Here is a 20846-nt window from a genome sequence, read left to right on the forward strand (position 1 = left end):
GGGGGATCATGGCATCCGGAACGAGGTCGATGATCAAGCTGACGCCGGGCGAGCGCCTTCATCTGGCGCGGCTCGCCTTGGCGCGCACGCGTCGCCGCGCCCTGAGCCGCGCCATGCGCACGCGGGCCCTGCGCTGGCTCGCGGGGCCCGGCATCGCCGACGAGTTGCTGATCGTCCCGCCGGATCTGCGCACGCCCGATCCCAGCCTCTTCGAGGAGCTGGCAGCCGGCCAGCTCGGGCTCGGGGGCGCCATCGTCGATCTCAATGGGCACTCACCCTTTGCCCTGCTGCCGCCGTCTCCAGCCTGGGCACGCGAGCTCAATGGCTTTGGCTGGCTGCGCGACCTGCGCGCGGCAAACAGCGATGCGGCCTATGCCATGGCGCGCCGGCTCGTCGCGGAATGGGTCCAGCGCAATGCCCTGACGTTCCCGCGGACAGATCCTCACGCGGTCATCGCACGCCGGATCATCTCGTGGATCAGTCACGCGAGCCTCATTCTGGAGGGCGTTTCACCCCGCGCCTATGAAGCGACGACGGACAGCCTCGGCCAGCAGATCCAGTTTCTTGCAACCTCCTGGCGTGACGCGCCGGCGGGCCACGAGCGCCTGCTCACGCTGACCGCGCTCGTGCTCGCGGACCTCTGTGTGGCCGGCCATGACCGCCAACTTCGGCGCATGCAGCGCCTCTTCGGCGATGAGCTCAATCGCCAGATCCTCCCGGACGGTGGGCACATCAGCCGCAATCCCGGCATTCCGGTGGAGATCCTGCTCGATCTCATGCCGCTCCGCCAATGCTACGTCGCGCGCGGGCGCGCTGCGCCACGTGCCCTGGTGGACGCCATCGACCGCATGATCGCCTTCCTGAAGGCCATGCGGCTCGGCAACGGCACGCTCGCCCGCTTCAACGGCATGGGGCGAACCGAAGCCGATGCCCTTGCGACAGTGATCGCCTATGATCCAGCGCCGGATGCGCCGCTGCCGGCAATGCTGCAATCGCGCTATGTCCGCCTCGAACATGGCGGAACGGTCCTGATCATGGATGTCGGCGCGCCGCCGCCGCTGGAGCTTGCGGGACACGCGCACGCCGGCTGCCTTTCATTCGAGCTGAGCGTCGGCACATGCCTGCTGTTTGCGAACTGCGGCTCGCCGGGCCAGGCACATGAAGCCATGCGCGCAGCCTCGCGCGCGACGGCGAGCCACAACACGCTTTGCTTGGCCGATCGCTCCTCATCCCGGCTCGTGCGGGCGCGGCTCCTGGAGAAGTGGGCGGGCGCGCCGCCCATCCGCCAGCAGGGCGAGGTCCGCTATGGCGTGAGCACGAGCCCCGAGGGATCGGGCGTGCGGGCGAGCCATGACGGCTACGTCAAAGATTTCGGCCCGCGCTACACACGTCGACTGTTCATTTCCGCCAATGGCGCGCGCATCGAAGGCGAGGATCGGCTCGGGGCGCCGAGCGGTACGCTCCGGCTCAACCGCGACCTGCCATTTGCGATCCACTTTCACCTGCATCCAGACACGCTCTGCCGGCTCGGTGAAACCGCGGGGACGGCGCACATCGAAACATTGGACGGCCGTCAATGGCGCTTCAGCGCCGAAGGTGCAGCCCTCGTGCTCGAGCAGAGCTTCGACTACGCGCACTACTCGGGGCCCCGGCTCAGCCAGCAAATCGTGCTGCGCGGCGCGACGCCCGGCGAGAGCATCGTGCGCTGGCGCCTGGAACGTGCGGATGTGGATCGCGAAACCTGACGCGATAAAATCTCAAAAAGACGGGGGATCCGGGGGTGTCCCCCGGACGGAGCGCGAGGCCGTGGCCTCGCTCGCGCCAAAGGCGCGATCGCACGCCCTCACATGCATTGCAGGACCGCTCAAATAGGCCCCTCCGGCACTAGCCATCACTGCCCTTGCGTGAAATATTAGTGCTGTAGATTCATGGGCGAGAGCGGCCGAAGCCGCCGAGTGGGAGAGACGCGCATTGTCAGCCGACTGGAAGGGCGCCATCGACTGCGACGTGCATCCGCACGTCCCGAATATCGATGCGCTCAAGAAGCACATGAACGAGTACTGGCGCGAGACCGTCGAGGTGCGCGGCATTACGGCGTTCGAGTCGGTTGCTTATCCGCCGAATGCGCCCATCACGCTGCGGCCTGACTGGCGCGCCGACAAGGCCAAGGGCCGTGCGCGCGCCGATACGGATGCCGGACGCACCGCTGCTGCGCTCATGGACCGGCACGGCTTTGCCCATTCGATCCTGAACTGCCTCTACGCGGTCCAGCTCATCCGCGACGAGCACATGGCCGCGGCCTTCTGCAGCGCCGTCAACGACTGGATGCGCGCCGAATGGCTCGACCGCGATCCGCGCTATCGGGCTTCAATCGTGCTGCCGCTGCAGAACCCGGAACTGGCCGTCGAGGAAATCGAGCGTTGCGCTGCCGACAAGCGCTTCGTGCAGGTGCTCGCGCTCGCCATGGGCGAACAGCCGCTCGGCAAGAGCCACTTCTGGCCGGTTTGGAAGGCCGCCGAGAAGCACGGCCTCGCGATCGGCATCCACGCAGGCTCGAGCTACCATCACGCGACGACCGGCTCCGGCTGGCCGAGCTATTACCTCGAAGACTATGCCGCGCAGTCGCTCGCCTTTCACACGCAGCTCGGCTCGTTCATCGCCGAGGGCGTGTTCGTCAAGTTCCCGAAGCTGAAGCTCGTGCTGATCGAGTCCGGCGTGACGTGGATCGGCCCCTACCTCTGGCGGCTTTCGAAATTCTGGCGCGGCGTTCGCCTTGAAGTGCCATGGATCGATCGCTCGCCCATCGAGTTCGTGCGCGATCATGTGCGCCTGACCATCCAGCCGTTCGACGCCCCGGCTTCGGGCGAAACCGTCGGGCGGCTCATGGACCAGCTTCAATCCGATGAGATGCTGCTCTTTGCGAGCGACTTCCCGCACTGGCAGTTCGACAACGACGACATGATGCCCGTCGGCATCGATGCGACGCTGCGCAAGAAGATCCTGATCGACAATCCTCTCGCAACCTACGCGCGACTAGTGTGATGATCGAGAAATTCGTCACATGTCGCGGCACGGTACAGAACGAATTTCTCGATCTGAATCACACTAGCAAAGCTATGACTCTAGTGTGGTTCAAATTCCGAAGTCCGCCTCCGACGCCCGCCGCGATGTGGTGGCGGACTTCGGAATTAGCACACTAGGAGGCTCTCATGCCGCTTGACGACCCGATGGGCCCCGCAATCACGACCGCCAACGGCAAGGGCAGCGCGGCGCCGAACCGCCTCGCCGTGATCGACGGCGATATTCACCCAGCCGTTCGCTCGATGGCCGATTTCAAGCCGTACCTGAGCAAGCGCTGGTGGGACCACTACGAAACGTACGGGATGCGCCGCAAGCACGGCAGCTCCAACGGCGAGCCCTATCCGAAGTCGGCGCCGCTCGCCTGCCGGCGCGACGCCTGGCCCGAGGAAGGTGGACGCCCCGGCTCGTCCCTCAGGCTCATGCAGGAGCAGCACCTCGATGCTTATGGCGTCGAGCACGGCATTCTCGGGCCGCTCGGCAATACGGGCCAGGGCGAGATGAACCTCGAGCTTTCGGCGGCCATGTGCTCGGCGACGAACGACTGGCAGCGCGATACGTTCACGCGGCCGGAGAAGCGGCTCAAGGGCGGCCTCGTCGTGCCCTACGAGGACGGCGTCGCCTCGGCGAAGGAAATCGAGCGCTGCGGCGCCGACACGGATTTCGGGCAGGTCTTCCTGCTGACGCGCTCCTCGGAGCCTCTCGGCAGCCGGCGCTACTGGCCGATCTACGAAGCGGCCGAGCGCTACAACCTGCCGATCGGCTTCCACGTGTTCGGCACGAGCGGGCATCCGGTCTCGGGTGCCGGCTGGCCCTCGTATTACATCGAGGAAGGCGCGGGGCATTCCACCTCGTGCCAGACGGTCGTGACGAGCCTCGTCATCGAGGGCGTGTTCGAGCGCTTCCCGAAGCTCAAGGTCGTGATGATCGAGGGCGGCTTCGCATGGGCGCCAGCGCTCGCCTTCCGTCTCGACAAGGTCTTCGAGCGGCTGCGGAGTGAAGTGCCCCACCTCAAGCGCCGCCCCTCGGAGTACATCCGCGATCACGTGTACTTCACGACGCAGCCCATGGAAGAGCCGGACGATCGCCGCCACGTGCTCGACATCATGGATTGGATCGGCTGGGACAAGCTGCTGTTCGCCTCGGACTACCCGCATTGGGATTTCGACGATCCCTTCCGCGCGTTCCCGGCCGGCGTCACCACCGAGCAGCACCGCCGCATCGTCGCCGAGAACGGGAAGTCGGTTTTCCGGCTGAACTGATGCCGCGCAAAGTGCAGGCCCGAACGCTGGAGCATTCGAGACCGTGACCCGTCATGTCGTGGCCCGCGCTGCGGACCTGCCGCCCGGCACGCGCAAGAAAGTCAGCGTCGAGAACCGCGACATCGTGGTGCTCAACATCAAGGGCGAGCTGTTCGCGCTGTCCGACAAGTGTCCGCACAAGGGCGCGAGCCTGTGCGGCGGTCTCCTCACCGGGCTCGTGCGCTCGGATGGCCCTGGCGACTATCAGTATGAGCGCAAGGGCGAGATCCTGCGCTGTCCCTGGCATCAGTGGGAGTTCGACGTGCGCACGGGGCGCTCCTACTGCGATCCCCGGCGCATGCGGCTCATGCAGTTCCCGGTCGCGGTCGAGGCCGGCGCAAGCGTCGTCGAGGGACCGTACAAGGCCGAGACGTTCAACGTCAGTGTCGAGGATGACTACATCGTGCTCGATGTGCCCTGAGCGGCACCGGCAAGAACACGCTCGGCGAGGAACTGTTTCAGGCGCGCCTTCTCGGGCGCGCATCTCGCGAGAATTTCGTCCATCTTCGGGAAATCCATGGTGCGGTAGAGCCCGACATCAGGGCGCAGCATCAGGTCCGGCGCGCGCCGCGCTTCCTTCTCGCGCACGATGGCATTGAAGAGCGCGAAAAAGGCGCCATCCCACAGCTCCTCTTTCCCGTGAGAAGCAACCGGCCTGCGAAGGTCGGGCCGGCCGCCGACATCGACGGCGATGGTGATATCGGCCTTGTCCTGGACGACGTCGAACGGCGTGGGATTGGCGAAGCCGCCGTCGAACAGCACGCGACCGTCGATCTCCACCGGCCGCATGAGCGAAGGCAATGACGAGCTGGCCGTGATGGCTGGGATGACCGGCCCCTTGCTGAGCACGACCGACTCCATGGTGGCGTAGTCGACAGCCATGAGATGCAGCGGGATGGTGAGGCGCGCGAAGTCAGTATTAACGGCCTTGGGGAGGAGGATCTCCAAGAGCGTCGGCCCGTCCACAATAGTCGGATAGCGCGGGCTCCAGAGCTTGAACAGCTTGGATGGATGGCCGAGGATACGCTTCACGACGGCGCTGCGGCCGACGACGAGCGGCGCAAGGTGCGCGCGTATGTCCTTCGCCGAAAGCCCCGCTGCGTAGCAGGCGCCCATCACGGCGCCGATCGAGCAGCCTGCAATGACCTTCGGGCGGATGCCGAGCTCGTCGAAGGCTTCGAGCATCGCGATGTGCGCGGTGCCGCGTGCGGCCCCGCCGCCAAGAGCGAGCGCCACAGTCGGACGCGTAGACGGGCTGGAGAGGGGCTGCGCGTCCATGCTCATTCCTTGCGTTTACGCGATTTGAGGCCAAGCGAAAGACGGCGACGCTTGGGCGGCGGCGTCTCCATTGCTTGCGGTGACTGATCGGTGATGGCGGGCACCGGCTCGGCAGCGGGAACCGTGTGGCTGACCATGAGCAGGTCGAGCTTGCGCTTGAGAAGGTCCTTTGCCGGCGCCGCGGCGGCGAGGATCTCGCGAAAGCGGTGGAACTCGAGCACGTGAAAAGCATCGACATCGACGTCGATGTAGATATCGGGCTGCTGGCGCTTGAGCTTCTCGCGCACGAGCGAGCGTTGCAGGATCTGCGAGCACGCGACAATGGCCTCGACCGCGCCCGGGCCCATCTCGCGCGGATCCGATCGCGGCGCGCCCGAAACGTCCACCGCAACACTGATATCCGCAGCCGCCGAGGCGAGATCGAAAGGCAGCGGATCGACGAGCCCGCCATCCATGAGCGCGCGGTTATTGACGATCACCGGCTGGAAAATGACGGGCAGCGCAATGCTCGCGGCGATCGCCTGGCGCAGGTCGCCTTCGGTGAAGACGATGCTGTCCTGCGCGTAGAAATCCGTCGCGACAACGGCGAGCGGGATGCGCAGATCCTCGAAGCGGCGCGGCACGCGCGAGGGCAGGATGTGCTCGAGCAGCGTTTCGGGCTTCAGCAGCGAGGAGCGCAGCGAGAAGAGGCGAAAGAGCTTCTGCACCGGATCGGAGCGCGCCGCGATCAGATTGCGCGCAAGGTCGAGGCGCTGGGCGAGGATCTCCTCGGTGTGGGCGCGGATGAGCGCCGCCGAGAGCCCGGCGGCATAGGCAGCCCCATAGATGGCGCCGATCGACGTGCCGGTGATGAAGGTCGGCCGGATGCCGAGCTCGTCGAAGGCTTCGAGAATGAGCACATGCGCGAGCCCGCGCGCACCGCCACCCCCGAGCGCGAGCCCAATGCTCGGCTCCCGCGACACCGCCACCGGCCGCCGCGCTTCAGAAGGTTTGCTCGTGACGATACTCTTACGCATGTCGCGCGCGTGCGCCCCCGTCAGGTGGCAAGCAGAAACGGTATCAGATGCGAGAGCGTGGCTGCCGGCTGCTCCTCGGGCAGGAAATGGCCTGACACGACGCCGGCGCCTTGGATATGCGGGCACCACGGCTCCCAAGCCTTGAGCGGCGTGTTGATCGCGCCCTGCCCGCGCTCGACACCCCAGAGTGCCAGCATGGGACATGCGATCTGGCGGCCCGCGGCCTTGTCCGCAGTATCGAACGCGACATCGCTCGTCGCGCCCGCGCGATAATCCTCGCAGCTCGCATGAATGACCTCGGGCTTCATGAAGGCCGCGCGATAATGTGCAAGCGCTGCCGGGTCGAACGCGGAGAGGTCGCCGCTCGCCGTCCACTGCGTCAGCAGATACTCGAGGAAGTACACGGGATCGCGCCCGATGAGCGTCTCCGGAAATGGTGCCGGCCGCGCGAGGAAGCTCCAATGGAAGCGCCCGATCACGGTCTCCCTGCGTGTATCTGCCCAGGCATCGAGCGTCGTGACGATGTCGAGGACGGCAAGGCGCGAAACGCTGTCGGGATGGTCGAGGGCGAGGCGATATCCAACCCGCGCCCCGCGATCGTGACTGACGACGGCAAAGCGATCGTGACCGAGCACGCGCATGAGCGCCACGAAGTCAGCGGCCATGGCGCGCTTCGAGTAGGCCAGATGCTGCGCGTCGACCTCCTCCGAGTCGCCCGGGCCCCGGCTCGCGCCATATCCGCGCAGATCCGGGATGACGAGCGTGAAGTGGCGCGCAAGCTCCGGCGCGACCTTGTGCCAGCAGACATGTGTCTGCGGATAGCCGTGCAGCAACAGGAGCGGCGGCCCGTTGCCCCCAACGCGGGCGAAGATCTCGGCACCAGGCACGTCGATGACGTGCGTCTCGAAACCCGGAAAGAGGTCCGGCAGGTCGGCCATGCTCACGCCTCCTTTGCACGCAGGAACGGCAGAGCCCGCTCGATCAGCGCCGCCGGATTTTCCTCGGGAATGAAATGTCCGCTCTCGATCGGACCGCCGGAAAGATGCGCGCACCACGGCGCCCATACGGCGAGCGGATCCGCAATCTCCGCGAGCGATCCTTCCGTCGCCCAGAGCACCTGAACAGGGCACGAGATGCGCGTGCCGGCATCCCGGTCGTTCTGGTCCAAAACCAGATCGACGCGATGTTCCGAGCGATAGTCCTCGCAGGTGGCGTGAACGCGATCCGCGTGCGCCAGCATATCGATGTAGTCAGCCATGGCCACAGGATGGATCACATCCGATGATTTCGCCAGTGTCGCGCGGCGAAAGCGGCTTTCGACCCAATCCTGCGGGTTCTGCATGATCAGGCTCTCGGGGAGCGGGGCCGGCTGTGACAGGAACACGCCGTGCAGCATCCCGAACTTGAAGCCCTCCTCCCGGAGCCGCGCAATATCGCTCGTTGCGATGATGTCGAGGAGAACGAGGCGTTCGACGCGCTTTGGCGCATCGAGCGCGAGGCGGAAGCCGACGCGCGCGCCGCGGTCGTGTCCCATGACGCTGAAATGCTCGTAGCCGAGGGCCGTCATAAGCGCGGCAATATCGAGGGCCATCGTGCGCTTGGAGTAGGCCCGGTGATTGCCGTCGGACGACGGGCAACCGCTACGGCCATACCCGCGCAGATCAGGCGCGATGACGGTGAAGTGCTGGGCCAGAGCGGGCGCCACGCGATGCCAGCAGGCGTGCGTCTCAGGATAGCCGTGCAGAAGAAGGAGCGGTGGACCGCGGCCGCCGATCCGCGCGAAGATTTCAACGCCGCGCGCAATCATGCGCTCGTCGGTGAAGCCCGGAAAGAGCTCGTCCAGAACGGTCATCCGCCCGCTTTCTCCTGCCGCTCCCGTGCAATGGCCCTCCAGCCAATGTCGCGTCGGCAAAAACCGCCGGGCCAGTCGATCTTGTCCACCGCCGCATACGCGCGCGCCTGCGCGTCGCTGACAGTGCGCCCGAGCGCCGTCACATTGAGAACGCGGCCGCCAGTCGCTTGGATCCGCCCGTCGCGCCGCTCGGTGCCCGCATGGAAGATCTGCACGCCGTCGACAGCCGCCGCGGCATCGAGACCACGGATCTCCGTGCCCTTGGTGTACTCGCCGGGATAACCCTTCGAGGCCATGACGACCGTGAGCGCCACGTCGTCCGACCAGCGAAGATCGAAGTTGTCGAGCACGCCGTCCGCTGTCGCGAGCAGCGCGGCGAGCAGATCGGACTTCAGGCGCATCATGAGCACCTGCGTCTCGGGATCGCCAAAGCGCACGTTGTATTCAATGAGCTTCGGACCGTCCGCCGTCAGCATGAGGCCCGCAAACAGCACGCCGCGGAAAGGCGTGCCGCGCGCCACCATGCCGCGCACGGTCGGCAGGATGATCTCGTCCATGGTGCGCCGGACGAGAGCGGGCGTCATGACCGGCGCCGGTGAATAAGCCCCCATGCCGCCCGTGTTCGGGCCGGTATCGCCGTCGCCGACGCGCTTGTGATCCTGGGCCGTCGCCAGCGCGAGCGCGTTCTTGCCGTCGACGAGCGCGAAGAAACTCGCTTCCTCGCCATCGAGGAATTCCTCGACGACGACCTCATGACCTGCAGCGCCGAACGCACCGGCAAAGCAGGTGTCGATGGCGGCATCGGCCTCGGCGCGCGTCATCGCGATCGTCACGCCTTTACCGGCCGCGAGGCCATCGGCCTTGATCACGATGGGCAGGGATTGCGATGCCGCATACGCCTTGGCAGACGCCGCATCCGTGAAGCGGCGATAGGCCCCCGTCGGAATATTGAACTCGGCACAGAGATCCTTGGTGAAGCCCTTGGAGCCCTCGAGCTGAGCTGCCGCACGCGAGGGGCCGAAGACCTTGATGCCTGCCGCACCGAGATCGTCAGCAAGGCCCGCGACAAGCGGGGCTTCGGGGCCGACGACGACGAAATCGACAGCCTTCTCGCGCGCAAAACGGATGACGGCAGCATGATCGTCCGTCTTGAGAGGGACGCATTCGGCGACCTCGGCGATGCCGGCATTTCCGGGCGCGCAGTAGAGGCGGCTCAGCAGCGGGCTCGCCGCCAGCGCCCAGGCGAGCGCATGCTCGCGCCCGCCGGAACCGATCAGTAGGACGTTCATCCGCCTGCCCCTTATTATGCAGCGCCCATGACGCGCCGGGCCGCCCCCGAATTATAGCGCCGTGGCCTATCCCGCCGGGTCGCTGCGTCGCAAGAATATCGCACCGCGCAGCCCTTGCTGCGGCCAAGTTCATGTAGCATGAACAGCGTTGTAACAAACGGGTGCGATTCGTGGCAGAGCCAGTCCGCGCCGGCCGCGCCGGCGCCAGCAACAACCCGGAACTGACCGTTACCGAGCTCTCCAATGCCATCAAGCGGGCACTGGAGGACAACTTCGGCTTTGTCCGGCTCCGGGGTGAGATTTCAGGCTATCGGGGACCGCACGCCTCGGGCCACTGCTACTTCGCGCTCAAGGACGACAAGTCCAAGATCGAGGCTGTCATCTGGCGCGGTGTCTTCCAGAAGCTCCGCTTCAAGCCCGAGGAAGGCCTCGAGGTCATCGCAACGGGCAAGGTGACGAGCTATCCCGGCTCGTCGAAATATCAGATCGTCATCGAGGCGCTGGAGCCCGCGGGCGTCGGCGCGCTCATGGCGCTACTCGAAGAGCGCCGGCGCAAGCTCGCCGCCGAGGGGCTCTTCGCGGAGGAGCGCAAGCGGCCGCTGCCGTTCCTGCCGCGCGTCGTCGGCATCGTCACCTCGCCGACCGGCGCCGTCATCCGCGACATGCTTCACGGCTTCGAGGAGCGCTATCCGGCGCACGTCATCGTGTGGCCCGTGCGCGTGCAGGGCGAGACGAGCGCCAAGGAAGTGGCGGCGGCCATCCGCGGCTTCAATGGTCTGCCGGTCGATGGCCCCGTGCCGCGCCCTGACGTGCTGATCGTCGCGCGCGGCGGCGGCAGCCTCGAGGATCTCTGGGGCTTCAACGAGGAAATCGTCGTTCGCGCCGCGGCCGAGAGCGCTATTCCGCTCATCTCGGCGGTCGGCCACGAGACGGACTGGACACTCATCGATCTCGCCGCAGATGCGCGCGCGCCGACGCCGACGAAGGCCGCCGAATGGGCCGTGCCAAAACACGGCGAGCTCGTCGAGCGCATCGGCGATCTCGCGCTGCGGCTCAGAAAATGCATCAATCGCACCATCGAAGCTGCGCGCACGCATTTGAAGGCCGCCGCACGCGGCATTCCTCGTCTCGAAGACCTGCTCGCACTGCCGCGCCAGCGCTTCGATGCCGTGGAGCGTCGCCTTGCGCGCGCGCTCGATGCCAATACGCAGGCGCACGGCAAGCGCCTTGCGCGCGTCGAAGCCCGCTTCCAGCCGCGTCTCGTCACGCAACTCCTCGAGCGCGATCGCCAGCGTCTGGAACGCGCCCAGCGCGCCGGCCTCACGGCACTGGCACGACGTACATCGACGCAGCGCACGCGCTTCGAGCGCTTTGCTGCGCGTCTGACGCCGCACCCGCTCCGCCATCGCGTCGTGCGTCTCGACGAGCGCCTCGTAGATCTGTCGGGGCGCCTGCGGCAAGGATTTGCGAGCCGACTGGTACTCGAGCGGCGCGCGCTGGATGCGCAAGCGCAGATGCTCGCCTCGCTGAGCTATCAGAGCGTGCTCAAGCGCGGCTTTGCGGTCGTGCGTGACGCAGAGGGACGTGCCGTGCGCAGCGTTTCCACTCTCGCGATCGATGCACGCGTGGGCCTTGAGCTTGCCGATGGACGCGCGAGCGCCAGCATCACAGCGGTGGATGCCGCTGAGAGCAAGCCCGCAGAGACGCCGAAGCCGCGCGCACCGAAACGCAGCGGCCCGGATGGGCAAGGCTCGCTCTTCTGAAAGTCATAAAAGACGGGGGTTCGGGGGTGTCCCCCGAGCCGGGTTACAGGGCGGCAGCCCTGTTCGCGCCTTCGGCGCGACGGGGGCTAGCCCCCACACCCCTACTGGGAGGGACACCCTCCCAGACCCGCCCGTCCTTATTTTGTTTTTGTCGCGGGCCGGTTCACGAGCCAAAGGCCCAGCACGACGACGACCAGACCGACGCCGAGATAGATCGTCAGCGGCTCTCCGAGCAGAAGCACACCGGCGGCGACGCCGAATGCCGGCGTGATCATCAGGAAAGCCATGACACGCGAGGCGGGGTAGCGCGTCATGAGCCAGAGACTTGTTGTGAACGTGATGAAGGCGACGAAGACGACGGTATAGCCGAATGCGCCCAGCACAAGCGGCGAGGGATCGGTGATCCCGCGTTCACCGAGTGCGAGTGAAATGATTGGAAGCAGAAGGCCCGATATCAGGAGCTGCATGAAGATCACGCGCTCGGGCCGCTCGGCTGCCAGACGCGTCGCACGGATGCTGAGCGTCAGCAGGCCCCACGAGATACCTCCCGCGAGGCAGAGCAGATCACCCGTGAGCGAGCTGATGCCTGTTGTCTCGCGCCCAGCGAGCACGACCATGATACCGGCAAGCGCAGCGAGCAGGCCTGCCGCCTTCGACCATGTCAGACGATCGCCCGGAATGAGGAAGTGCGCACCCGCCGCGACGACGAACGGCGACGTATAGAGAAAGATCACCGCCCGCGAGGCTGTCGTGCGATCGAGGCCGGGATAAAGGAAGGCGAATTCGGCCGTGAAGAAGAGGGCCGAGATGATCATCGGCAGGATCGCGACCCGGCTCACGCGGAGCGATATGCCGCGCACCGCACAGAGAAGTCCGACGAGCGCCGCAGCGAGCAGCGAGCGGAGCCCTCCCTGCAGGATCGGCGAGATGCCGGCGTTCGCGACCTTCATCGCCACCTGGCCGATGCCGAGGAAGATGCACAGCAAGGTCAGGATGGAAACAGCGAAGACGTCGAGGCGATCATGCGCGACCTTGATCGCCGCGCGCCGCGCCAGCTCAGCGTCTGCGTTTCCGTCCTGCATGGGCTTTTGCACTGTGTTGTGCCGGCGCTCTTCTGATCGGAGGGCGCACAAGACCACGAGCGGCGCCGGCAATCCAGCACCAATACGCGCGGAGCTATGCAGGGTTCCGAGATTACGCGAGCGCGAGGTGGCGCTGCGTCGCCGCTTCACGGGCGGCAATCTCGCGGCGAATGTCCTCGGCTTCGCGTTGTGCAGCCGCCATCCCGCGCGAGATGAGCGCATCGGCAGCGTGGAAGTCGAAGAGGCCGATACCGGCGAGGCGCGGATTGATGATTGCATCCGGCGGGTCACCAGCGAGACGCGAGCGCGCGATGCGGTCCTGGACGATGTTGAAGGCGTCGACCATGACGCTCGAAATGCCGGGGCCGCTGTCGCCGCCGCCGAAGAGCTGGCGCTTGATCAGGTTGCGGGCGCCGAAGCCGTTGGCGAGCGTACGTGCGGGCGCCGGTTCCGGCTCCGGTTCGGGCAGCCGCTCGATCAGGCCACCGTCGAGCTCTGGGAACTGATTGCCGCGTCCGCAGGCATCCGAATTGAGATTGACCGCGATGACATAGCGGGCGCCGAGGGCACGGCAGACCGAGGCCGGCACGGGGTTGCAGAGCGCACCATCCATCAGCCAGCGGTTGTTGACGCGAACGGGCTTGAAGATGCCGGGGAGCGCATAGGAGGCGCGCATCGCCTCGACGAGCGGCCCACGCGTGATCCAGGTCTCCTGCCCGGTCCCGAACTCGGTGGCGACCGCGGCGAAACGCGACTGCATTTCCTCGATCTGAAGACCCTTGAGGTGGCCTTCGAGGCGCTCCACGACCCGCTGGCCGGTGATGAGACCGGAGCCGGAGAGGTTGAAGTCCAGGTATCCGAAGATTTTGCGCTTGGTCAGATCGCGGGCAAAGCCCTCGAGCTCGTCCAGCCGGCCAGCGGCAAAACAACCACCGACCACCGCGCCGATCGACGTGCCTGCGATAATGTCCGGGACGACCCCGACCTGAGCGAGCGCCCTGAGCACACCGATGTGCGCCCAACCGCGTGCTGCGCCACCCCCAAGTGCAATGCCGACCTTACCGCGTGCCATATTCGGACTCCCCGAGCGGCCGCCGGCAGCGGACACTCCGAGCCTCTGCTCGTGCTTCTGGTCTGCAAACCTCGTGCCGGAGGAGCTGTACTCCCCTCGGCATGGGCCGTTTCCCTATCCAGAGGCCGAGTATAGGCGAGCCGTATTAAGGTTTACCTACGGCGGCGCGGGATGCGTCGTCAGGCGGCCGGGGACCTGCCGGAGGCCGCCAGCACTTGCTTCAACAACGCAGCGAATTGAATCGTTCCGTCGCCTGCATATGCTATCCGGCAATTGTCGTAAGCCAATCAGTAACATCACTCTATCCGCGGTCGGCTGGCCCTGACTGCCGTGGCACACGCGCCACGCGCGGCTCCCAGATTTCCCGGTGGCCGTACTCAGATCATCAGTCGCGTGTTACGCTTTCTCCATTCAGGAGAAAGTGGATGAACAGGCACCGGTCGTTGTTCTGGTTATTCGTCTCGAGCGTGTTCGGTTTGATCCTGGGTGGCTGCGCCAATAATGACGCCGCGGGCATCGAGACCGCTGCCGTACCTCCCTCGACGGCCGTGCCTGCAAACTATCGAGCGATCATAGCGCGCAACGTCCGCGCAAAGGCAGCTCCCAGCAGCATTGTCCATGCCGAGATCTCCCCGCCGGGACTTTGGGTCGGGCCGATGGGTCTGGGTACGCCGAGGCCTATCGCCTGTGTGAAATGGCGGTCGAGCGGAACGTTCGGCCAGGAGGAGCACAACATCGGCTATACGTTCGCGGATGGGCACATCGATGAAGTCATCGGGTTCAATCCGTTGACTTCGGGCGGCCTGGTGGCAGCCGCGGCGAAGCACGCCTACACGTGCGGCAAGCTTTCCTACGGACCCTTTCCCGAAGTCATGCGTGCGCGATAGGAAAGCAGCGCGCGACGCCGCGATTGCACTTGTCGATTGGCGGGAATGCAAAGCAAGGACGAGATCGTATCGTTCCTCGGCCAGCAGGCCAGTATCATGCGCCTGCTGACGGCGGTCGCCGCACTCAACATCAAAGATTGCTGGATCGGAGCGGGAACGATCCGCAACGCCATCTGGGATCAGTTGCACGGCTTCCCCGCGAGGCCCATCCCGGGCAGCGATGTCGATGTCGTCTTCCACGATCCGAGTGACGTGAGCCCTGCGCGGGACCTCGAGTTGCAGAGGCGGCTGTTTGCGGACATGCCAGACGCCGCCTGGGAGGTGCACAATCAAGCCCGCATGTGGAGTACGAACGGTGACCCTCCCTACGGGAATACGGCTGATGCCCTCCGATGCTGGCCCGAGACCGCCACGGCCATCGCGGCGCGCCTTGAGGATGGGTGCGTGGAGATCCTCGCCCCGCACGGTCTGCAGGATCTGCTCGGGCTGATCGTTCGCCCTACGCCGGCGTTCGCCGCCAGACGCGAAGAATATTGCGCGCGCCAGGCTGCCAAGAAGTGGTGTGAGCGCTGGCCCAAGCTGCGGTTCATCACCCCATGCTAGCGTGATTCAGATCGAGAAATTCGCTCGGTACCGCGCCCCGAGATCTGGCGAATTTCTCGATCATCACACTAGAGGCACACAGCTCTGCCCCCTCCCCTTTGTCCGTCGCCGATCCTGAAGAGTCGATCTTTCGGGCATTCGGTGTACATTCCCGGCAACATGTGGCCAGCAGCAAGCAGGCGCGGACGACACACGACGACCGGGAGGCAAAATGCCAGTTGGGAAGGATGAAGGCAGCTACGACTACGTCATCGTGGGAGCCGGCTCGGCGGGCTGCGTACTCGCCAACAGGCTGAGCGAGCAGGCGGGCGTGACGGTCGCGCTGCTGGAGGCCGGCGGCAAAGACACCAACCCCTGGATCCACATTCCCGGCGGCTATTTCCGCACGATGTACAATCCCGACATCACCTGGCAGTACGCGGCAGGCCCCGAGCCTCATCTCGGCGGCCGCTACGTCCCCTGGCCGCGCGGACGCGTCCTCGGCGGCTCGAGCGCGATCAACGGGCTGCTCTACGTACGCGGTCAGGCGCGCGACTACGACGTATGGCGCCAGCTCGGCAATGTCGGCTGGTCCTTCGCGGACGTGCTGCCGTACTTCAAGAAGGCGGAGGGCCAGGAGCGCGGCGAAAGCGAGCTGCACGGCGCCAGCGGCCCCCTCTCGGTCACGGACGTGCACGTCGACAATCCGCTGTGCTCCGCGTTCGTCGCGGCCTGTATCGAGGCGGGCATCCCCCCGACGGACGACTTCAACGGCGCCTCGCAGGAGGGTGCCGGCTACTACCAGGCCACCATCCGCAATGGCAGGCGCGGTTCGACGGCGGTCACCTATCTCAAGGACGCTGCGGGGCGCCCCAACCTGCGCGTCATCACGCACGCCGAGGTCGAGGCCATCGCGCTCGACGACAAGCGCGCCTCGGGCGTGCGCTACTCGGTCGGTGGCGAGAAGCGGTTCATCAAGGCGCGACGCGAAGTGCTGCTGGCAGCAGGCGCCATCGGCAGCCCGCAGATCCTCGAACTCTCGGGGATCGGTCAGGGCGAGGTGCTGAAGAAGGCGGGCGTCGAGGTTCGCCATGAGCTCAAGGGCGTCGGCGAGAACCTGCAGGATCACTATCAGGTGCGGACCGTCTACGAGGTCACGCTGCCTTACAGTCTCAATGCCGTGTGGCACAGCCCCATGCTGCAGTTCAAGACGGGCCTGCAGTACGCCTTCAATCGGCAGGGTATCCTCGCGACGGGCGCGGCCGTGGCGGGCGTCTTTGCGAAATCATCGCCCGAGCTCGACGAGCCCGACATCCAGTTTCACTTCATACCGTTCTCAGCCGACGCACCGGGCAAGGGCTTGCACAAGTATCCCGGCGTGTCCTCGACGATCTGCGTGCTGAGGCCCGACAGCCGCGGGCACCAGCACATCGTCTCGTCCGATCCGAAGGAGAAGCCCTCGATCATCGCGAACTATCTTGCTGCTGAAAGCGACCGCCGCGTCACGCTCGCCGGTCTGAAGCTCGCCCGGCGCATTGCCGAGCAGCCCTCGTTCAAGCCCCTCATCAAGACCGAGACCATCCCCGGATTGCAGTGCCAGAGCGATGAAGAGTTCATGCAGTTCGCCATGGAGCGCGGCACCACGGTCTTTCACCCGTGCGGCACGTGCAAGATGGGGAGCGACCCGATGGCTGTCGTGGATACGCGGCTGCGCGTGCACGGCATTGGCGGGCTCAGGGTGATCGATGCCTCGATCATGCCGAACCTGATCTCGGGCAATACGAACGCGCCGACGATCATGATCGCGGAGAAAGCGGCCGACATGATCAAGGTCGACGCGCGCGCCTGACAAGTGGGCGCGGTGCTGCAGCCGCTCGGCAAAAGCCGCGGGATCAGTTCTTCGCCGGAGGCGGCGGCGCGGGCGGCGGGGCTGCCGCCTTCTCGTCACCGGGGAGGACGTAGTCGACGCCTTCCCAGGGGCTCTCGAAGTCGAAGTTGCGAAATTCCTGCGTGAGCCGTACGCGGTCGTAGACGACGCGCTTCAGCTCGTCGTCGTAGCGCACCTCGACATAGCCCGTGAGGGGGAAGTCCTTCCTCAGGGGATAGCCTTCGAAGCCGTAGTCGGTCAGAAGCCGGCGGAGGTCCGGGTGCCCCGAGAAGGGCATCCCGTACATGTCATAGGCCTCGCGCTCATACCAGTTGGCGGCAGGAAAGACGTTGACGACGCTCGGGACGGGCGTTGTCTCGTCGGTCTCGAGCGTGACGCGGATCCGCTGGTTCTGGCGCACCGAAAGCAGGTGGTACACGACATCGAAACGCCGCTCGCGCGCGGGATAATCGACGCCGCAGATGTCAATGAGCACCTCGAACTGGCAACGCCCATTGTCGCGGAGGTACGTCAGCACAGGCACGATCTGCTCGCGCGGCACGACCAGCGTGAGCTCGCTGTAGGCGATGCGCACGTCGCGCAGCCTGTCGCCGAGCCCGGCAGCAATATGCTCCTTGAGATCCTCAAGGCTCTCGATGGTCGTCTGCATGGTGCTCCGCCCGCGCCTAGCGCTCGATGGTGCCGGTTCGCCGGATCTTCTTCTGCAAAAGCAGAATACCGTACACGAGTGCTTCCGCCGTCGGCGGGCAACCTGGCACGTAGATATCGACCGGCACGATGCGGTCGCAGCCGCGCACAACAGCGTAACTGTAGTGGTAGTAACCGCCACCGTTGGCGCACGAGCCCATGGAGATCACGTAGCGCGGCTCGGGCATCTGGTCATAGACCTTGCGCAGCGCCGGCGCCATCTTGTTGGTGAGCGTGCCGGCGACGATCATAACGTCCGACTGGCGGGGCGAAGCGCGCGGCGCGAAGCCGAACCGCTCGACATCGTAGCGCGGCATGGACGCCTGCATCATCTCGACCGCGCAGCAGGCGAGGCCGAACGTCATCCACATGAGCGAGCCGGTGCGCGCCCAGTTGATGAGATCGTCGGTCGTAGTGACGAGGAAGCCCTTGTCGGCGAGCTCGTTCGAAAGCTCGGTGAAACCGCGGTCGCCGGGCTTCACGATGCCACCGGCGCCCTCGCGCGGCTTGTCGAAGACAGGAACTGGCGGCACGATCAATCCCATTCGAGCGCTCCTTTGCGCCACTCGTAGATGAAGCCGATGGTGAGCACGCCGAGGAAGATCATCATCGACCAGAAGCCGAAGGCGCCCACTTCCTTGAAGGCGACGGCCCAGGGAAAGAGGAAGGCCACCTCGAGATCGAAGATGATGAACAGGATGGCGACAAGGTAGAAGCGCACGTCGAATTTCATGCGCGCGTCGTCGAAGGCATTGAAGCCGCACTCGTAGGCCGAGACCTTCTCGGGATCTGGATTGCGGACGGCGACCAGGAACGGCGCGATCATCAGCGCCAATCCGATCACGAGCGCGACACCGATGAAGATGGCGATCGGCAGATAGGTCATCAGCAATTCAGGCATCGGTTCGTCCCGGGTGGCTGACGTCAGGCGCTTGGAGCGAGGTTGAATTCGGAATCATACCCGCTAGACCAGCATCATTTTGGGGTGTTAGCGCAGCCCGCAGGCCGGCGCAAGGGGCGAGCCTAGCCCCCGAACGCGTTTGGGTGCGGCATTCCAGGTATCCCTGGATTTAGCAGCGCAATTACAGGTCTTCAGGCGTGAGAAAGGGCCGCTTTGCGGGCGGCCCTTCCTATTCTGTGCGTCTCGATCTTGTTCAGATCAGAAGCGGATGCGGGTACCAGCCGTAAACATGTGGAGGTCTTCCGCACCGCCGACGCCAGCGCGATTGAACGCCGCTGCATCGAGCGAGTAGGTCTTGTAGGCCAGCCAGAACTCCATCGCGGCTGCATCGACGTTCTGGACGATGCCAACACCCCAATGGGTGACCTTGTCGCCAGACAGACCAACCGCTGTGCTATTGCCGGCACCCAGAGGGCCGACGACAGTGGTGACGCCGGTATCCTGGCTCGTGCCCTTCCACTCGCTGTACTCGCCGTACGCCACCGTGTCGCCGATCCCGAAGAAGTTCCGCGCAACACCGCCCGAGAGATAGAAGAAGCTCGCGCTGAAATCGCGCGCACCGGCAAAGCCGCCACTGATGCTAGCCTGGGTGTTCTCATAGTCGCGCTCACCGAACGCACCCGTGAAGAACAGGCCCGTCGGCATGTGGCGGACGGAGAGGGCACCAACGAGCTGACGGAGCTCCTTGTCGCAGTTTGCCGTGCACACGATCGTCCCAGCACCCACGCCAGTCGTCGGCATCGAGTTTTCGCCAGTCGGGTTATTGTACTCCGAGCGCACGCTGTAGCCGAGGCCAGCGGCGATGCGGATGCCGTTGAACTCACCCGCGTAGCGCAGCGCCACATCCCAGTAGTTGTCCTCACCGAACGAGGCGCCGAGCGTGAAGCCGGCGATCGTCGGCGTACGATACGAGATGTGATCGAGGCGCTCGTTCAGCCAGTCACCCGAGCCGCCCTGGAAGTACGTGCCCCAGGTCGCGCTGGAGTAGAGGCCGTTGCCCTGAGCGATACGCATGCTCGAGTTGTGCAGGCGCACGTCGTTCGACGCTGCCATGCCCTTGCCGGACAGGTCGATCAGGATGATGTTGTTGGCTTCCGAGCCACCGAAGCCCATTTGCACGCGGCCGAGGCGTGCGTGCTCGACGTAGGCCCAGTGCTGACGCAGGTTGGCGCTCGTCGCGCCACCGTCGTCACCGAAGCCGCTGCCAACCGTATTCGACGGCCCGGTGCCGTTCATCTGGTTCTGGCTGGCCGAGCTGCTGCCGAAGGCCTCGAACTCGTACATGAAGCCGGCGGTGATCTCGGGCGAGATCTTGGCCGAGCCCGTGATGCGCCAGCGCGAGTTCGACGAGGTCGGACCCGAGATGTAGACGTCCTTGCTGACGCCGTCGTCCCAGAACAGCAGCTGCTGCGAGATCTGGCCCGAGATGGTCACCGAGACCTTGCGCGTGCCTTTGCGTACCGTCGTCGCCTCGAGTTCGGCGACCCGCTCTTCGAGGTCGGCGCAGCAATCACCACCGAGATCGGCAGCCGACGCTGAGCTAACGCCATACAGACCAGCGGCAGCGACGATCGCCAGCGCGCTAGCTGATTTCAACAGTCCCCCATACATATGACACCACTCCCATTTCGCTAACGCTACTCTACGTCACTATGACGCGAGAAACCGCCCCTGGCCGATCAAGCCCTTCGACTGCCACTGATACGGCCATCGACCCCTTGCCGGTCACCAAGGATTAACGCAGGGCCTAACGGGCGGTAAACAGTTAATGCCCAGACATCGGCCGTTTCAAAGGGCTCAGTGGCGAATCAGGCACATACACGCATAGCGTGCAATGTGCGATCGGCTTCAATTAAGTAAATATTCCTTTTATTCCAGAATATTATGCATTTGAGCTTAGAATGAATGATCGATCGCGAGAAGTAGCAATTTCCCTTCGCACACCAGCATTTCTTGGCCTGCGCTGCACAATCCGAGCAAGTTTCCCCACCGGTCCTTGCCCGACGGCTCTCGAGAGCGTCTCCGACGGCCGAGAGGACAGCCCGCCCCGAGGTCCGCTCGCTGCGGCGGATCTGGGTAAAACCACCATAAACAGGGCATTTCTTCGACA

The 20846-nt window shown here is 65.2% G+C and carries 19 protein-coding genes; 8 read left to right on the forward strand and 11 right to left on the reverse strand.

The features are described from left to right. Positions 1 to 29: 29 nt before the first annotated feature. The 4 genes from CS1BSM3_RS21275 to CS1BSM3_RS21290 all read left to right on the forward strand — a co-directional run bounded on the left by CS1BSM3_RS21275 (position 30) and on the right by CS1BSM3_RS21290 (position 4800). Complete coding sequence (locus tag CS1BSM3_RS21275; RefSeq protein WP_072390594.1) at positions 30 to 1745, forward strand: heparinase II/III family protein; 1716 nt, start codon at positions 30 to 32, stop codon at positions 1743 to 1745. A gap of 226 nt (positions 1746 to 1971) precedes the next feature. Next, the gene (locus CS1BSM3_RS21280; protein WP_072390597.1) at positions 1972 to 3042 is read left to right on the forward strand and encodes an amidohydrolase family protein; all 1071 of its coding nucleotides are present in this window, start codon (positions 1972 to 1974) and stop codon (positions 3040 to 3042) included. Between the two features lie 185 nt (positions 3043 to 3227). Next, entirely contained in the window at positions 3228 to 4340 is a 1113-nt protein-coding gene (locus CS1BSM3_RS21285; RefSeq protein WP_072394241.1) for an amidohydrolase family protein, read from the forward strand. Positions 4341 to 4383: 43 nt separating this feature from the next. Then, positions 4384 to 4800 (forward strand): Rieske (2Fe-2S) protein, encoded by a 417-nt coding sequence (locus tag CS1BSM3_RS21290; RefSeq protein WP_072390600.1) that lies wholly within the window; start codon positions 4384 to 4386, stop codon positions 4798 to 4800. On the opposite strand, the gene CS1BSM3_RS21295 is transcribed toward CS1BSM3_RS21290, so the two are convergent. The 5 genes from CS1BSM3_RS21295 to purD are packed head-to-tail and all read right to left on the reverse strand — an operon-like array spanning position 4776 to position 9814. Then, complete coding sequence (locus tag CS1BSM3_RS21295) at positions 4776 to 5657, reverse strand: patatin-like phospholipase family protein (protein WP_174263747.1); 882 nt, start codon at positions 5655 to 5657, stop codon at positions 4776 to 4778. The genes CS1BSM3_RS21290 and CS1BSM3_RS21295 overlap by 25 nt on opposite strands. A gap of 2 nt (positions 5658 to 5659) precedes the next feature. Next, the gene (locus tag CS1BSM3_RS21300; RefSeq protein WP_072390606.1) at positions 5660 to 6673 is read right to left on the reverse strand and encodes a patatin-like phospholipase family protein; all 1014 of its coding nucleotides are present in this window, start codon (positions 6671 to 6673) and stop codon (positions 5660 to 5662) included. 20 nt (positions 6674 to 6693) lie between these two features. Continuing rightward, positions 6694 to 7611, reverse strand: coding sequence for an alpha/beta fold hydrolase (locus tag CS1BSM3_RS21305; protein ID WP_072390613.1), 918 nt, complete (start codon positions 7609 to 7611; stop codon positions 6694 to 6696). Positions 7612 to 7613: 2 nt separating this feature from the next. Beyond that, positions 7614 to 8525: an alpha/beta fold hydrolase gene (locus tag CS1BSM3_RS21310; RefSeq protein ID WP_072390616.1), complete on the reverse strand. Its 912-nt coding sequence runs from the start codon at positions 8523 to 8525 to the stop codon at positions 7614 to 7616. After that, positions 8522 to 9814, reverse strand: coding sequence for a phosphoribosylamine--glycine ligase (gene purD, locus CS1BSM3_RS21315; protein ID WP_072390619.1), 1293 nt, complete (start codon positions 9812 to 9814; stop codon positions 8522 to 8524). Before purD ends, CS1BSM3_RS21310 begins: the two co-directional genes overlap by 4 nt. A 170-nt stretch (positions 9815 to 9984) precedes the next feature. Between purD and xseA the strand changes: the two genes are divergently transcribed. After that, positions 9985 to 11577 carry an exodeoxyribonuclease VII large subunit gene (gene xseA, locus CS1BSM3_RS21320; RefSeq protein ID WP_072394244.1) on the forward strand — a complete coding sequence of 531 codons (1593 nt, stop codon included), beginning with the start codon at positions 9985 to 9987 and terminating at the stop codon, positions 11575 to 11577. A gap of 137 nt (positions 11578 to 11714) precedes the next feature. Here xseA and CS1BSM3_RS21325 read toward each other — a convergent pair whose 3' ends face one another. Beyond that, positions 11715 to 12659 carry a DMT family transporter gene (locus tag CS1BSM3_RS21325; protein WP_083528789.1) on the reverse strand — a complete coding sequence of 315 codons (945 nt, stop codon included), beginning with the start codon at positions 12657 to 12659 and terminating at the stop codon, positions 11715 to 11717. 112 nt (positions 12660 to 12771) lie between these two features. Continuing rightward, on the reverse strand, positions 12772 to 13731 hold the full coding sequence (locus tag CS1BSM3_RS21330) for a patatin-like phospholipase family protein (protein ID WP_072390622.1): 960 nt from the start codon (positions 13729 to 13731) through the stop codon (positions 12772 to 12774). 425 nt (positions 13732 to 14156) lie between these two features. Between CS1BSM3_RS21330 and CS1BSM3_RS21335 the strand changes: the two genes are divergently transcribed. The 3 genes from CS1BSM3_RS21335 (at position 14157) to CS1BSM3_RS21345 (ending at position 17049) form a co-directional block, all read left to right on the forward strand. Then, positions 14157 to 14618, forward strand: coding sequence for a hypothetical protein (locus CS1BSM3_RS21335; protein WP_072390624.1), 462 nt, complete (start codon positions 14157 to 14159; stop codon positions 14616 to 14618). Between the two features lie 96 nt (positions 14619 to 14714). Continuing rightward, positions 14715 to 15221: a nucleotidyltransferase family protein gene (locus tag CS1BSM3_RS21340; protein ID WP_083528969.1), complete on the forward strand. Its 507-nt coding sequence runs from the start codon at positions 14715 to 14717 to the stop codon at positions 15219 to 15221. 211 nt (positions 15222 to 15432) lie between these two features. After that, on the forward strand, positions 15433 to 17049 hold the full coding sequence (locus tag CS1BSM3_RS21345; protein ID WP_072390630.1) for a GMC family oxidoreductase: 1617 nt from the start codon (positions 15433 to 15435) through the stop codon (positions 17047 to 17049). A 43-nt stretch (positions 17050 to 17092) separates the two neighbouring features. On the opposite strand, the gene CS1BSM3_RS21350 is transcribed toward CS1BSM3_RS21345, so the two are convergent. From CS1BSM3_RS21350 to CS1BSM3_RS21365, 4 genes are all read right to left on the reverse strand, one after another. Continuing rightward, positions 17093 to 17737, reverse strand: coding sequence for an NADH-quinone oxidoreductase subunit C (locus tag CS1BSM3_RS21350; protein ID WP_072390633.1), 645 nt, complete (start codon positions 17735 to 17737; stop codon positions 17093 to 17095). 16 nt (positions 17738 to 17753) lie between these two features. Then, complete coding sequence (locus CS1BSM3_RS21355; RefSeq protein WP_072390636.1) at positions 17754 to 18320, reverse strand: NuoB/complex I 20 kDa subunit family protein; 567 nt, start codon at positions 18318 to 18320, stop codon at positions 17754 to 17756. Further along, positions 18311 to 18676, reverse strand: coding sequence for an NADH-quinone oxidoreductase subunit A (locus CS1BSM3_RS21360; RefSeq protein ID WP_072390639.1), 366 nt, complete (start codon positions 18674 to 18676; stop codon positions 18311 to 18313). The genes CS1BSM3_RS21355 and CS1BSM3_RS21360 overlap by 10 nt, the downstream gene beginning before the upstream one ends. Positions 18677 to 18934: 258 nt before the next feature. Continuing rightward, on the reverse strand, positions 18935 to 20332 hold the full coding sequence (locus tag CS1BSM3_RS21365) for a porin family protein (protein WP_143149309.1): 1398 nt from the start codon (positions 20330 to 20332) through the stop codon (positions 18935 to 18937). Positions 20333 to 20846: the final 514 nt, after the last annotated feature.

The sequence above is a fragment of the Hyphomicrobium sp. CS1BSMeth3 genome (genome assembly GCF_900117415.1).
Taxonomy (GTDB): Bacteria; Pseudomonadota; Alphaproteobacteria; order Rhizobiales; family Hyphomicrobiaceae.